The following is a 13,837-nucleotide window of genomic DNA, read 5'->3' on the forward strand; positions in this document are numbered from 1 at the left end:
GTTCGCCTATTTCGCGACCGCTTCCACCACTTTCACACCTTTTTTGTTTACAACTGTTTCAAACGCCTCAAATACCGCTTCATCATGCGACATCCCGCGTTGCTTCATCGCCTCGATTGTTTCAATCATCAATTTATAGTTTTTCGGGATCACTTTAACGATCCGTTTGACTACATCGTCCCAATTCGCAAGCACATATGCTGCCTTTGGACTTTCTGTATATTTGTAATGTTTCACAATCATTTCGCGCACATCGCTTCTTTCTTTTTCATCGACTAAGGACTCAAATAAAACGAGTTCACGGTTCGCGTTTTTTTGCCACGTATCATCGTAAGCGAATACGTAAGCTACACCACCAGACATTCCAGCAGCGAAATTTTTTCCAACTGATCCGAGAATAACGACGCGCCCTCCGGTCATATACTCACAACCATGATCCCCTACTCCTTCAACGACCGCATGCACGCCGCTATTTCGAACACAAAAACGCTCGCCGGCGCGACCGCGAATATACGCTTCACCGTTCGTCGCTCCATAAAAAGCTACGTTTCCGATAATCACTTGATCGCTACATGCAAACGTTGCCTCGTGCGGCGGACGAATAATAACTTTCCCCCCCGATAAACCTTTTCCGACGTAATCATTCGCATCGCCAATTAATGTCATCGTCATTCCTTTTGGTACGAACGCCGCAAAACTTTGCCCAGCGGAACCGTGAAAACATAACTGAATCGTATCTTCTGCAAGCCCTTCTTCACCGTACCGTTTCGATATTTCGCTGCCGACAATCGTGCCAACTGTACGATGAACGTTTTGGATGGCAACTTGCAATTGTACCGGCTCTTTTTGTTCAATTGCCCGCTTGACTGCTGGCAAAATGACCGTATCATCAAGCGTTCGATCAAGATGATGATTTTGTGGTTTAGAAAACGTTCGCGGTCCTTCCACTTGATACAACAAACGCGATAAATCAAGATGTTTCGCTTTCCAATGCCGCTTTGCCCGCTCGCTTATTTTTAATACATCGACGCGTCCAACCATTTCTTCGATTGTACGGAAGCCAAGTTGAGCCATAATTTCGCGCACTTCTTGAGCGATAAAATACATGAAATTCACAATATGCTCTGGTTTACCTGTAAATTTTTCCCGCAGTTTTGGATTTTGTGTCGCTACACCGACTGGGCATGTATCTAAATGACAAACGCGCATCATGACACACCCTAAAACGACAAGTGGAGCCGTCGCAAAGCCAAACTCTTCAGCACCTAATAACGCCGCCATGACAACATCGCGACCAGTCATTAATTTTCCGTCTGTTTCTAATACGACGCGATCACGGAGTCCGTTTAACATCAGCGTCTGGTGCGTTTCAGCTAAACCGAGTTCCCACGGAAGCCCGGCATGTTTAATGCTCGTTTTTGGCGAAGCACCTGTACCGCCATCATATCCGCTAATGACGATCACATCCGCACCACCTTTAGCCACTCCTGCCGCGATCGTACCAACGCCAGATTTTGCGACAAGCTTCACGCTAATGCGCGCATCGCGATTTGCATTTTTCAAATCATAAATGAGTTGGGCTAAATCTTCAATGGAATAAATATCATGATGCGGTGGTGGCGAAATAAGTTCCACACCCGGCGTGGAGCCGCGTACTTTTCCAATCCACGGATATACTTTATTCGCAGGCAGTTGACCACCTTCTCCAGGCTTTGCTCCTTGCGCCATTTTAATTTGCAGTTCATCCGCATGAACTAAATAATGACTTTTTACACCGAAACGACCGGATGCAACTTGCTTAATTGCACTACGACGAAGATCGCCATTTTCATCCCGTACATAGCGACGCGGATCTTCGCCACCTTCTCCACTATTACTTTTTCCACCGATGCGATTCATCGCAATCGCAAGCGCTTCATGTGCTTCTTCGCTCAATGAACCGTACGACATCGCCCCCGTTTTAAATCGACGAACAATCGCTTCTACCGGTTCGACTTCATCAAGTGGAATTGGCGTACGCGTTTCGTCAAACTCAAACAAATTGCGCAAAAACGTTAGTTGCTCTTCATTGGCCATGTTGGAATATTGCTTAAATAACTCATAGTCATTTTTTCGACATGCCCATTGTAACGTATGAATCGTTTTCGGATTAAACGCATGATGTTCACCGTTTTTACGCCATTGTAATTCACTTCCAGAATCTAATGTTTCATCATAAGACGTGAAAAACGCTTGCATATGGCGCATTTTTGCTTCTTGGGCAATTTCATTCAAACCGATTCCGCCAATTTGCGACGCTGTTCCGGTGAAATATTGATCGATAACATCATCCCCGATACCGATTGCTTCAAAAATTTGCGCACCGCGATAGCTTTGCACTGTTGAAATGCCCATTTTTGACATCACTTTCACAACGCCATCTGTCGCTGCTTTTTTGTACGTTTCAACTGCTTTTTCGTATGTGGAAGCAATAACTCCTTTTTCGACTGCTTCTCGAATGGTCGCAAATGCCAAATACGGATTGACCGCATCCGCTCCGTAACCGATTAACGCAGCGAAATGATGTACTTCGCGCGCTTCCCCACTTTCAACAATTAAACTCACTTTCGTGCGCGTCCCTTTCCGTACGAGATGTTGATGCACCGCGCTGACTGCCAAAAGAACAGGTATGGCTATGCGCTGCTCATTCATTGAGCGATCGGATAAAACAATTAACGTCACACCATTAGCAATTGCTTCATCTACCGCTTGACATAATTTGTCTAACGCTTCTTTTAAATCATTTGTAAAAACAGTAGACAATGTAACGCATAAAAATTCGCGGTATGGATTCATTCGCAATGCTTGTAATTGCTTATTCGTGACAATTGGGGAATACAAGCGAATGCGCCGCGCAGACGACTCATCTGGATGCAACACATCTCCTTCTTTTCCGAGCCACGTGACAGTGGATGTGACAACATATTCACGAATCGCATCAATCGGCGGGTTCGTTACTTGGGCGAACAATTGCTTGAAATAATTGAATAAACTTTGCGGACGTTCGGATAATACAGCTAGCGGCGTATCGTTGCCCATTGCTCCGGTTGGGTCTTTTCCTTCCGTCGCCATTGGAATGATCGTTTTTTCAACATCTTCATACGTATACCCAAATGCTTTCTGCCATGTGATAAGATTGTCAAACGGCTGTTCCTCATCTCCCGCAAACTGCTCGTCAAGTTGTTCAATAGAAACAGTTTGTTCGTTCACCCATTGACGATACGGATGCTTATGCGCAATTTGCTTTTTGACCTCTTCATCAGAAATGATTCGCCCTTCTTCTAAATCAATAAAAAGCATTTTTCCCGGGCTTAATCGTTCTTTGTATAAAATATTGTTCGGCTCTACATCGATCACGCCTACTTCTGATGAAAAAATAATATAGTCATCTTTTGTGACATAGTAACGAGCTGGACGAAGACCGTTGCGGTCGAGAATACCGCCAATTTGCTTGCCATTTGTGAATACGATTGCCGTTGGACCGTCCCACGGCTCCATCAGACAGCTGTAATATTCATAAAACGCTTTTTTATGTTCATCCATCTCTTTATCCCAATACCACGGTTCTGGGATCAACATCATCGCTGTTTCAGCAAGCGACTTTCCGGCTAAAACGAAAAACTCAAACGCGTTATCGAGCATGGAAGAGTCGCTTCCGTTCGTATCTAAAATCGGGAGTACTTTTTGTAAATCTTCCCCAAACATCGGGGAGGAAAACTGCTTCTCACGCGCCATCATCCAATGAATATTTCCGCGCAACGTATTAATCTCCCCGTTATGAATTAAATAACGATTCGGATGCGCTCGCTCCCAACTCGGAAATGTATTTGTGCTAAAACGCGAGTGAACGAGCGCAAACGCGGAGCGAAATCGTTCATCTTGTAAATCAATATAAAAAGCATCCAGTTGCTCAGGGGTGACTAGCCCTTTGTAAACGATCGTTCGACTGGATAAACTCGCAAAATAGTACTCATTGTTTTTTACTAACTTTTCCGCTCGTTTACGAATGACGTACAACTTACGCTCAAAATGTTGCTCATCTGTTACGTCATCGCTCGCTGCAATAAAAAGTTGGCGAATAAACGGTCGACTTTGTTTCGCTAATATTCCGAGTTTTCCGATATCTACAGGTACATCACGCCATCCGAGTAACGTTTGTCCTTCCTCGCAGATAATTTCATTGATTTTCCGCTCTAAAATGACTCTCTTTTGTTCACTATGTTCAAAAAAGAAAACCATTCCGACTCCGTAACGTCCTTTTGCGGGAAGTGAAAATGAACAAACGGATCGAAAATAATCATCAGGAACTTGTACCATGATCCCCGCGCCATCACCTGTTTGCGGATCGCTTCCTTGGCCTCCCCGATGCTCTAGTTGACGTAACATGTGAAGACCTTGCTTCACAATATGATGAGACGCTTCACCTTTTAAGTGAGCGTATAACCCAATCCCGCATGCATCATGTTCAAATTGTGGACGGTACAATCCTTGCACTTTTGGTAGTCCTCTCATGCGAATCCCCCATTCCGTTATCATGTATGTATAATTGTAGGTTTCAATAATCATACAAACAATATATAATTTAGATAATATTCATCTCATTTCGAGAACAATAGAAAGAGGTGGAAAAAATGGAATTAAGACAATTGATTTATTTCACGGAAGTTGCCAAACGAGAACATGTATCGGAGGCTGCTGAAGCGTTACATGTCGCTCAATCCGCTGTCAGCCGCCAAATCTCAAATTTAGAGGATGAACTCGGGGTTAAGTTATTTGAACGAGAAGGAAGGAATGTCAAATTAACACCTATCGGCCGTCACTTTTTACAACATATTGAATTAGCATTAAAAGCAATTGACTATGCGAAACAACAAATTGAGGAGTATTTAGACCCTGAACGAGGAACGATTAAAATTGGTTTTCCAACAAGTCTCGCAAGCTATACGATGCCAATGGTCATTTCAACTTTTAAGCAACAACACCCTCATATTTCTTTCCATCTGCGTCAAGGCTCATATAAATTTTTAATTGAGGCGGTAAAAAAACGGGAAATTGATTTAGCTTTTTTAGGTCCTGTGCCGACAGAAGAAAAAGGCATTCAAGGGGATATTTTATTTACGGAGTCGTTCGCCGCACTCATTCCGACAGATCATCCACTTAGTCAAAAACGAAGCATTGCTTTAAGCGAATTGCGGCACGAACCGTTTATCATGTTTCCCCAAGGATTTATTTTGCGAAAAATAGTCGAAGATGCTTGTAAACAAGCCGGCTTTTCTCCAATCATTTCGTCGGAAGGGGAAGATTTAGACGCGATCAAAGGACTCGTTTCGGCAGGAATCGGGGTAACTCTGCTCCCTGAAAGCACATTTTACGGAACAACACTTCGTTATACAGCGAAAGTCCCGATCGAATTTCCACTCGTTCGTCGCAACGTCGGAATCATTTTACCAAAATGTGACCTCGCACCTTCTGTCAACGTATTTTATCAGTTCGTAAAACAATTTTTTGCTACGTTAAATCAATACCAGTAAGCCAGCTGATAAGCGCAACTGGCTTACTGTGTGACTACATAGACAAATCGATGCCGACAACTCCAACCACGTAACCTAAAAGTTTATCTTTACGACACACTTTTTGTAGAAAACACCCACATACGACTTCCGATCCAGTTGATCGCCATTCCGCTTATCGTCGCTATCATTTTGTTTAAAACAATCGGAAACATTTCTCTGAAACCGTGTAGCATCATGATCGTCACGATGAGAGAACAAAGGTTTACGGCAAGAAAACGAACGAATTGTTTTTTCCCCCCTCCTACTGATCGAAACGTCCACGCCCGATTCCATATGTAGCTATTGATCACACCTGCACTATAGCCAAACATTTGTGCTCACATATATGGCACATGAAGTGCTATGAGGGAGAAAAATAACAAAAAATCCACAAATGTATTACTCACTCCAACAACAGTAAAACGAACCATGCCATGCAACACCTTCTTAAAAAATTTACAAACCTGAATCCGTGATGGATTGACATCGACTTTGACTTTTTTGCTGGTTTTATGGATGTGTGATCCACCATTCCCTTTTTATGTTTAAAACAGATGTCATCTTCACTCTCAGAAATGAAATAAATATCTTTTTTAGGTATATAAACCAAAGAAAAAACAAAAAAGGACAGAGGGTTAGGATGAGTACAGAATTGCGAACAATCGTTCGTTATGCTCCTTCTCTCCATTTTATGTAAATGTTCAGTAGGGGCTCGCTATAGCCACTCCTTCGCGTCAGTTTCATCCAGATCTGTCGTGATCGGCGGACGAGTCGACCTGCCATCGTGATCACCGTCTGAATGATCGTCTTGATGCGGCGGCGTTTCACTTTATGATGTAATGGATGTCTCGGATCGCTTAATAGATCTTGTCCAATCAGGCGAAGAAGGTTGTACACGAATGCTCCCATGACTAACACGAGCGCATTCGTTTTCATCTTCCCTGATGGAAGTCGCTCTAAATCTAAGTCGCTTTTCAGTTCGCTATGAAACTGTTCGCATGTCGCATGATCGTGATACAATGCGAGCACATCACTCATTCGAACATGCTCGTATCCTTCGAGGCGCACCCAGTAGCTTTCGACTTCGTAATCAGGAACGAGCATCAGCTGTCCATTTCGTTCCATCGTTCGTTCCGTCACTTGGGTGACTTGAACGTACGTATACGTGTGTCCATCGATTGCTGCTGTCTGTGGAAGGCATAACTCATACGTTTGTACTCCTTCTGTTTGTCCATCATCGACGCGTCTGCCCTTTTGCGAAGCGATCTGGAACCAAAGCGCTTTCGATTCTCGGCGTAAGTTTCGCTTGATGACAAAGTCCACGTCTTCCTTTAGACATACGTGCACATTCGCTTCCGCATCGTTCCCTGCATCCATGCGGACAAGCAGACGAGACGAGGTCAGCGGACGAGCTCGACGGATAGCGGTAGTTAAAAACGAAGGCATGTTGTCTTGTACATGTTGTTTCCCTGGACGCAGCTCGGCATGAACGATATACCCTTCCTTCCCTGCGTACGCAAACAACGGCGTAAAACCGTCAAATCCTTTATACGTTCGACTCACTCCTTCTTTCTTCGTATCGGAGTTGTCAAATGGGGAAGCATCTATATCAAGGGGAAGCCATGTCGTTTTCCCTTTCGCCCAACAAGGGGACAAGGTAGCGTGTTGTCGAACCAACAGACGCATCGATTCCTCCCAAATGATTGCTTCGGTCATCGGAAGACAAGCGAGCTGATCGAGACGCTGTCGCAACGTTGGGGAGGAAGGCACGTGCTGAATCCCCATCGATGCCGAAAAGATATCGTCCTGACGATACGCTTCGATATGATCGAAATCCGTTTTTCCTGTGGCAAGCAAGCCAATCATCGAGCGAATGACATCGCTATGGGAAATGTGCACATCTCGACGAACCGTTGGGAGCCGAAGGGCGTTTACTCGTTTATCCAGCTTCGTTTGGTGCAGTAAGTAGCCCACGAGAGCAAGCCCAGCACTTGGAGTAATCGCTTCATCTGTCAATACAAACCGAATCGGGAAATCTTTCATCACATTCACCTACTTGATGAAGAATCGTCAACGTCGTTTTCCCTTATCGTATCAACGGTTTGCGACCATTGTAAAGATGTTTTGTCACGGATTCAGGTACAAACTCATATTGGATTTTTATGTTAATATAAAAAGGTGAGGAATTTCAATTCACACAAAAATATCCATATCAATAAAAGGAGCTATCAAACATGGAGCACAAAATTGAGACGATTCCATTTGAATTAACCATTGTAGGAAAAGGGTACCGCGTGAAAACAGACGAAGCATTCCAAATGATTCCTTCGCTTTGGGCTTATGCCGAACAAGATGGATTTATGCAAAAACTGATCGATCTCTCATGGGAGCATCCAAAATGCACACTTGAAGGGCTGTTGGGTGTTTGTGGGGAAGAAGCTAAAATAACAGGCGAACAGTTTACTTATTTTATGGGAATACGTTATGACGGGGAAGTTCCGAGCGATATGCAATATATGACGATCAAACATGACACGTGGGTGGTGATTTCAAACGTAACTGAGGCGTGGAATCAATTATATGAATGGCTTCCTTTTTCTCAATATGAACTTGCTGATGCTCCGTGTATTGAATGTTATTATGCGCCGGATCACCGTCCTGAAAATGAATTATGGGTTCCCGTTATACGTAAATAACCGAACAAACATAGCCAAAGGTGCGGGAGCAGAGCACTCCTTTGGCATGCAAGTTAAAAACAAACACGGGCAAGCCCGATGACACCCGATACCGTCAACGGACTAAGTAACGTAGATAAAAATACAGCTTGAGCAGCATACTCTGGATGATGATTATATTCTAATGCGTACAACGCTGTGTTTCGTGAACAAGGATATGCACTAGCGATGAGTAGTGCTTGAGCTGTCGTCCCTTTGATATGTAAAAGTGAAACGATTAAAAAAGCGATCAAAGGAGATAAAACGAGACGACTACCATTCGTTATAAACATAAGACGAGGAAGCCGCTTCATATTCATATAGGCGAGTTGAGCACCTAACGTCAGCAAAGCAATCACCAAAAAGGCATCGGCTACACGTTCGAGCGGCTGCCAAATAAACGATGGTATTGGAATATGAGCGAATCGAAACATCACACCGAGAATAAGTGCGTAAATAATTGGATTTTTTAAATAACTGCCAAAACGTTGCACATTCACACGAAAACCTGTTTGATTTTCCATGTTTTCTCCTCCTTTGATTCCACTATCCTCTTTATTTTCCTTCAAAAGGTAGCCCGTGATGACTTTTCATAGATTTTTTGACGCTACCTTTATATTATTGTATGCATAAAACGCAATAAAAAAGGAGCTCCTAGATAAAAAGAAGCTCCGAACATAACTAACCATTTACACGAACAGTTTTATTTTTTCTTCTTCATTCATAAAGTGATATTTTTTCTCGACATACACTTGATGCCAAACCATGAAAGTGAGTACTGTCCATACTTTCCGACTATGATCCGCTTTGTTTTGACAATGTTCCTCTAGCAGACGATACAATACATCTTTATGAAATAGATGATCTGTTTCACTTTCTTTTATCGTACGTTTCGCCCAGTCATATATTTCATCTTTTAACCAATGCCGAATAGGAACAGGAAAGCCTAGCTTTTTGCGATGTAAAACATGATCCGGAACAATTCCTTCTGCTGCTTTTCGCAAAATATACTTGGTTGTTTTATTTTTGACTTTCATTTCCGGGGCGATTTTCGTGGCTACTTCGAATACTTTTTTATCAAGAAAAGGGACGCGCAGTTCTAAAGAATGAGCCATTGTCATTTTATCTGCTTTCAACAAAATATCGCCTCGCAACCACGTATGAATATCAATATGTTGCATTCGGTTGATCGGAGGATATCCTTCTGTTTCGTGATAAAACGGTGCGGTAATGTTGGTGTATGATACATTTGGATCATATACTTTCAACAATTCTCTCTTTTCCCGCTCACTATACATCTTTGCATTGCCAATGTAACGTTGTTCGATTGGAGTGATCCCACGTTCAATAAAACTTTTCCCCTTTACCCCGTCTGGCAATACTTTTGCGATCATCGCTAAAATAGATCGTATGAAACTCGGGATTTTCTCGAATATTTGTAAAGATTTTGGTTCGTGATAAATGTTATATCCCCCGAACAACTCATCCGCCCCTTCGCCAGAAAGAACAACGGTTACATGTTTTCTAGCCTCTCTTGCTACGAAATAAAGAGGGACAGCTGCAGGATCTGCTAATGGATCGTCCATGTGCCATATAATTTTCGGCAATTCCTCCACATATTCGTCTGGAGAAATGATGTAACTGATGTTTTCAACTCCTAACTTTTCTGCCGTTTCTTTTGCTACATCAATTTCATTAAATCCTTCTCTCGCAAATCCAACTGAAAATGTTTTGATATGCGGATGAAATTGTTTTGCAATAGCTACAATAAGCGAAGAATCAATTCCTCCTGACAAAAATGAGCCGACCGGAACATCGCTACGCATATGAATACTTACCGAATCAAACAACACTTGTCGAATTTCTTTGACGAGTTCACTTTCCGATTGATTAATTGGATGAAATGTAGCCTTCCAATAGCGCTGGATATTTAATTTTTCTCCTATTTTTTTCTTCATATAATGTCCAGGTTCTAGCTTACGAATGTGAGCAGACATTGTCAATGGCTCTGGAACATATTGAAAGGTTAAATAATGTTGCAAAGCTTCATGATTTAGTTCGTCGTGTTCAAGAGCATATAAAATGCTTTTCTTTTCAGAAGCGACAAACAGATGATCGTCTTTTTCTACATAAAAAAAAGGTTTAATTCCGAACGGGTCACGTGCTGCAAAAATTTCTTTCTCTTGTTTATCCCAAATCACAAATGCAAACATGCCACGAAGTTTATTTACCACGTCTTCTTTTTCAATACTATATAAAGCAACGATCACTTCTGTATCAGAATGGGTAGAAAACGAACACCCTTTCTTGATTAATTCGTCACGCAACTCGACGTAGTTGTAAATTTCCCCGTTAAATATAATCCAATATCTCTCATTTTCATAACATAGTGGCTGATGTCCACTTTCAAGGTCAATAATACTTAAACGTCGAAATCCAAAACTTACATGCTCATCAAAAAAATAGCCATAATCATCCGGACCACGATGAGTGATCAGATCGTTCATGTTTTGGAACGTTTCTTTCCAGTTACTATTTATCTCTTTCGGAACATCAGAGATATAGCCAACAAAACCACACATCCTACAGTTTCCTCCATCTAGTCGTCATTTTGCACATGAGAATGATTAAACTTGCTGTTTCGTTTTTGCTATTTTATTTAAACAATAAAATGTGGAGAAATGATGAACAAAAACTCTCATTCACATAAAAGACTATACCATAAATTTTGACCACTGTCTTTATAAGCTTTTCTCCATACATTTTGCACATTTATTTTTTATGATGATGTTACTATGACTTACATCACAAGTTTATGGAGGGAAAGCGATGAAGAAATTATGGTTAGGAACTGTATTGGTAGGAGTCATTGCGCTGAGTGCAGCTTGCTCAAATAATTCTTCGATGCAAGGACACGACATGTCCAACATGAATATGAAGGAAGAAAACACCGCACAGGACTCCAGTAAGAAACTGCCTTTGGCAACCAATACAGAAGTTTTATCCGGTAAAGAGATTAATCTTACTGCTAAGGAAGCATTATTACAAATAAATGATAAACTGTAGATGAGCAAATTTACTAACATAAATTTACAACCAAACAAAAAAGAAGACATGAACCCGATTCCTTGGTTAGAATAGATGTGCCAACAAACCATTCACAAGGAGGTTCATGTCTCATGAATAGATTAGCACATCACCAAGGAATCCACAAGTTTTTGACGATGTTGGGGTTGGCCCTTTATTTCTCGAAACCTGTCATGAAGCATCTCGTTCATATCGTGGATGCGATGATTACAAAGGGCTTTTCGGGAACGCTGACCGATCTACATCATGGGAGTTTTCATCCGAACCATCGCACGACACTGAGCCATTTTTTCACGAAAAGCCCATGGGAGGAAGAGACGCTGCTTCGCAAACTCCAACAGTGGGTGCTTCATCGTGTCGAACGCAGCTCGAAACGAGAGAATCAACCCATTTTTGTTTCGATCGATGATACGATTTGCCAAAAAACGAAGCCCTCGTCACGGGCAACACACGCCATTCAAGGGTGTGATTGGCACTATTCTCACGCAGAGAAAAAGTCGATCTGGGGACATTCTCTCGTTTGGCTCATGGTTCATACGATGACCCAAGCGTTTCCTTTTGCCTTTCGCCTCTACGACAAGACGGTGGGGAAAAGCAAAGGGGAACTCGCGATCGAGATGCTTTCTTCGTTGGATGTGAGTCGACCCGTTTATGTGCTCATGGACTCTTGGTATCCATCGAAAACCCTCGTGGGAGCCTGCTTAAAAAAAGGGTTCCACGTCATCGCGATGCTGAAGACGAATCGGATTCTCTATCCAAAAGGGACGGCCATTCAAGCAAAAGAATTTGCCAAATCTATGGAGCCACGGGATACCCGCCTCGTCACGGTGGGAAAAGAGCGTTATCGGGTGTATCGCTACGAAGGCGCTCTGAACGGTCTCAAGGATGCCGTGGTGCTGCTCGCATGGAAAGCCGATCAGCCGATGACGCCGAAACATCTTCATTGCGTCTTGAGCACCGATCGCGAGCTAAGCGATGAAGAGATCTTGCGCTACTATGCTGCACGTTGGTCGATCGAATGTTTTTTCCGTCAAGCGAAAGACCAGCTGAAACTCGATGGATACCGCGTTCGCGGGCGTCGGGCGGTGAAACGGTATTGGATCTTGGTGCAACTTGCGTATATGTACAGCATGTTCGAGTCTAACAGTGATTTTTCGGATGGGCTCGATCTCCTGCGCAAGAGAAAAGGACATAGCCTCGTGGAGTTCATTTATCGTGCAGCAAAACAAAATATTCCCATTGATACCGTGAAAAAACAGCTCCACGTGGCATAAGGGGTACCCTGTTTGTCTCTTTTTAAATGGTAATTATTGTAACGAAAATTGCTCAACTACAGTTATATAATTTAAGAGACGGTAAAATTGTATTTAAAGAACATCTCTACGATATTGATGATACCGTTGTGGGATATTATTTCGCTGTGGAGTCCGAAAAGACAAAAGGCTATTTTATTACTTCAGCTGTTGATACAATAGATCCTATGATACAGTATGGTGTAGATGTAGACCTAGAAGAAACTCTGAATAAAAAAATGAAAGATGAAAAAGTTTACTATTTCGGTGTAAACAAATTTAGCTTCGGTAAAAGCGGTAAGGAGGTAAAAGAAAAATTTGAGAAGGCTAAATCTGCAACATTAAAGAAATTAAAAGACGAAAAAAAAGATGGAACAGAAGAGTATAAAAAAGTTGAAAAAGCACAATTAAAATCGTTGAAAAAAGGTGATAAGAGAAGCCCAGGTTGGGACGGTTTGTTGAAAGATAGTGGCAACGGAATGGTATCTATCGCCGCTACAGACTATAAAGTATTAAGTGGCGTTGACCGTATCTATCAGCGTAGTTCCGGAATTAATAATCCGAATTCAGCTTGTGGTCCAACAGTAGCCGCTATGATTATGGATTATTATCATGATGAGTTAGGTTATAATGTTCGAGATAACGCTTATTATGGCTCATGGGCCGCGTTAGTTAATCATCTTTATAACGAGATGGGGAGTACATGGTTAGGAACAACAATTACAATGTGGGCCAACGGTGCTCTTACACACGTTTACCATACAAGTAATGCTTGGAGCTCTAATACAGTAACAGATGCGGTTGGGAATAGTTCTAAGTTTATTGGTGCCATAGATAGCAACGATCCTGTTGCCATCCGTTTTGATTTATTTGACTCTGGTGGAACATCAATCGAATATCATTTTGTTTGTGGAATTGGATATGATAAAAACGGTTCTTATGCAGGCGATTTACATGTCGCTTACAAAGATCCTGATAATGGTGCGGATAATACAGGTACGCACTGGTTTGATTGGACAGACGATGACCAAGACATCGATTTTGCGTGGCTATCCTAAACATAAAACAGCCCTTATGTTAATTAAGGGCTTTTATCATTCATATAAATTTACTGTAGTTGAGCAATTTTCGTTACAATAATTACCATTTAAAA

General features: G+C 42.2%; 8 protein-coding genes and 2 pseudogenes. 5 read left to right on the top strand and 5 right to left on the bottom strand.

Going from position 1 to position 13,837, the window contains the following annotated elements:
• Positions 1 to 6: 6 nt before the first annotated feature.
• Positions 7 to 4,551 carry a glutamate synthase large subunit gene (gene gltB / locus NST18_RS07815; protein WP_004890120.1) on the bottom strand — a complete coding sequence of 1,515 codons (4,545 nt, stop codon included), beginning with the start codon at positions 4,549 to 4,551 and terminating at the stop codon, positions 7 to 9.
• Positions 4,552 to 4,670: 119 nt separating this feature from the next.
• Here gltB and NST18_RS07820 point away from each other — a divergent pair, with 119 nt between their 5' ends.
• A complete protein-coding gene (locus NST18_RS07820; RefSeq protein WP_004890118.1) occupies positions 4,671 to 5,570 on the top strand; it encodes a LysR family transcriptional regulator in 900 nt (299 codons plus the stop codon).
• An 89-nt stretch (positions 5,571 to 5,659) separates the two neighbouring features.
• Here the strand turns inward: NST18_RS07820 and NST18_RS07825 are convergent, their stop codons facing one another.
• Together NST18_RS07825 and NST18_RS07830 are read right to left on the bottom strand one after the other, a co-directional pair.
• Positions 5,660 to 5,923, bottom strand: coding sequence for a GtrA family protein (locus NST18_RS07825; protein WP_230456179.1), 264 nt, complete (start codon positions 5,921 to 5,923; stop codon positions 5,660 to 5,662).
• A 337-nt stretch (positions 5,924 to 6,260) separates the two neighbouring features.
• Positions 6,261 to 7,634: an IS1380 family transposase gene (locus tag NST18_RS07830; RefSeq protein ID WP_088223330.1), complete on the bottom strand. Its 1,374-nt coding sequence runs from the start codon at positions 7,632 to 7,634 to the stop codon at positions 6,261 to 6,263.
• Positions 7,635 to 7,825: 191 nt separating this feature from the next.
• On the opposite strand from NST18_RS07830, the gene NST18_RS07835 reads away from it, so the two are divergent.
• Positions 7,826 to 8,287, top strand: coding sequence for a GyrI-like domain-containing protein (locus NST18_RS07835; RefSeq protein WP_004890116.1), 462 nt, complete (start codon positions 7,826 to 7,828; stop codon positions 8,285 to 8,287).
• A 53-nt stretch (positions 8,288 to 8,340) separates the two neighbouring features.
• On the opposite strand, the pseudogene NST18_RS07840 reads toward NST18_RS07835, so the two are convergent.
• Both NST18_RS07840 and asnB read right to left on the bottom strand, forming a co-directional pair.
• Positions 8,341 to 8,781 (bottom strand): annotated as a pseudogene (locus NST18_RS07840) (AEC family transporter); the annotation flags it as partial.
• Between the two features lie 213 nt (positions 8,782 to 8,994).
• Complete coding sequence (asnB, locus tag NST18_RS07845; protein WP_064214459.1) at positions 8,995 to 10,887, bottom strand: asparagine synthase (glutamine-hydrolyzing); 1,893 nt, start codon at positions 10,885 to 10,887, stop codon at positions 8,995 to 8,997.
• A 247-nt stretch (positions 10,888 to 11,134) separates the two neighbouring features.
• On the opposite strand from asnB, the pseudogene NST18_RS07850 reads away from it, so the two are divergent.
• The 3 genes and pseudogenes from NST18_RS07850 to NST18_RS07860 all read left to right on the top strand — a co-directional run.
• A pseudogene (locus tag NST18_RS07850) lies at positions 11,135 to 11,368 on the top strand (multicopper oxidase family protein); the annotation flags it as partial.
• Between the two features lie 116 nt (positions 11,369 to 11,484).
• Positions 11,485 to 12,666 carry an IS701 family transposase gene (locus NST18_RS07855; protein WP_340721325.1) on the top strand — a complete coding sequence of 394 codons (1,182 nt, stop codon included), beginning with the start codon at positions 11,485 to 11,487 and terminating at the stop codon, positions 12,664 to 12,666.
• A 26-nt stretch (positions 12,667 to 12,692) separates the two neighbouring features.
• Positions 12,693 to 13,742: a C39 family peptidase gene (locus NST18_RS07860; RefSeq protein WP_004890087.1), complete on the top strand. Its 1,050-nt coding sequence runs from the start codon at positions 12,693 to 12,695 to the stop codon at positions 13,740 to 13,742.
• Positions 13,743 to 13,837: the final 95 nt, after the last annotated feature.

It is taken from the genome of Anoxybacillus sp. FSL W8-0104, assembly GCF_038004465.1.
In the GTDB taxonomy this organism is placed as follows: Bacteria; Bacillota; Bacilli; order Bacillales; family Anoxybacillaceae; genus Anoxybacillus; species Anoxybacillus flavithermus_G.

Excerpts from the sequence above, each read along its gene's own strand:
- NST18_RS07830 (WP_088223330.1), bottom strand. The coding sequence starts at position 7,634 with ATGAAAGATTTCCCGATTCGGTTTGTATTGACAGATGAAGCGATTACT.
- NST18_RS07860 (WP_004890087.1), top strand. The coding sequence starts at position 12,693 with ATGGTAATTATTGTAACGAAAATTGCTCAACTACAGTTATATAATTTA.
- gltB (WP_004890120.1), bottom strand. The coding sequence starts at position 4,551 with ATGAGAGGACTACCAAAAGTGCAAGGATTGTACCGTCCACAATTTGAA.
- NST18_RS07855 (WP_340721325.1), top strand. The coding sequence starts at position 11,485 with ATGAATAGATTAGCACATCACCAAGGAATCCACAAGTTTTTGACGATG.
- asnB (WP_064214459.1), bottom strand. The coding sequence starts at position 10,887 with ATGTGTGGTTTTGTTGGCTATATCTCTGATGTTCCGAAAGAGATAAAT.
- NST18_RS07825 (WP_230456179.1), bottom strand. The coding sequence starts at position 5,923 with ATGTTTGGCTATAGTGCAGGTGTGATCAATAGCTACATATGGAATCGG.
- NST18_RS07835 (WP_004890116.1), top strand. The coding sequence starts at position 7,826 with ATGGAGCACAAAATTGAGACGATTCCATTTGAATTAACCATTGTAGGA.
- NST18_RS07820 (WP_004890118.1), top strand. The coding sequence starts at position 4,671 with ATGGAATTAAGACAATTGATTTATTTCACGGAAGTTGCCAAACGAGAA.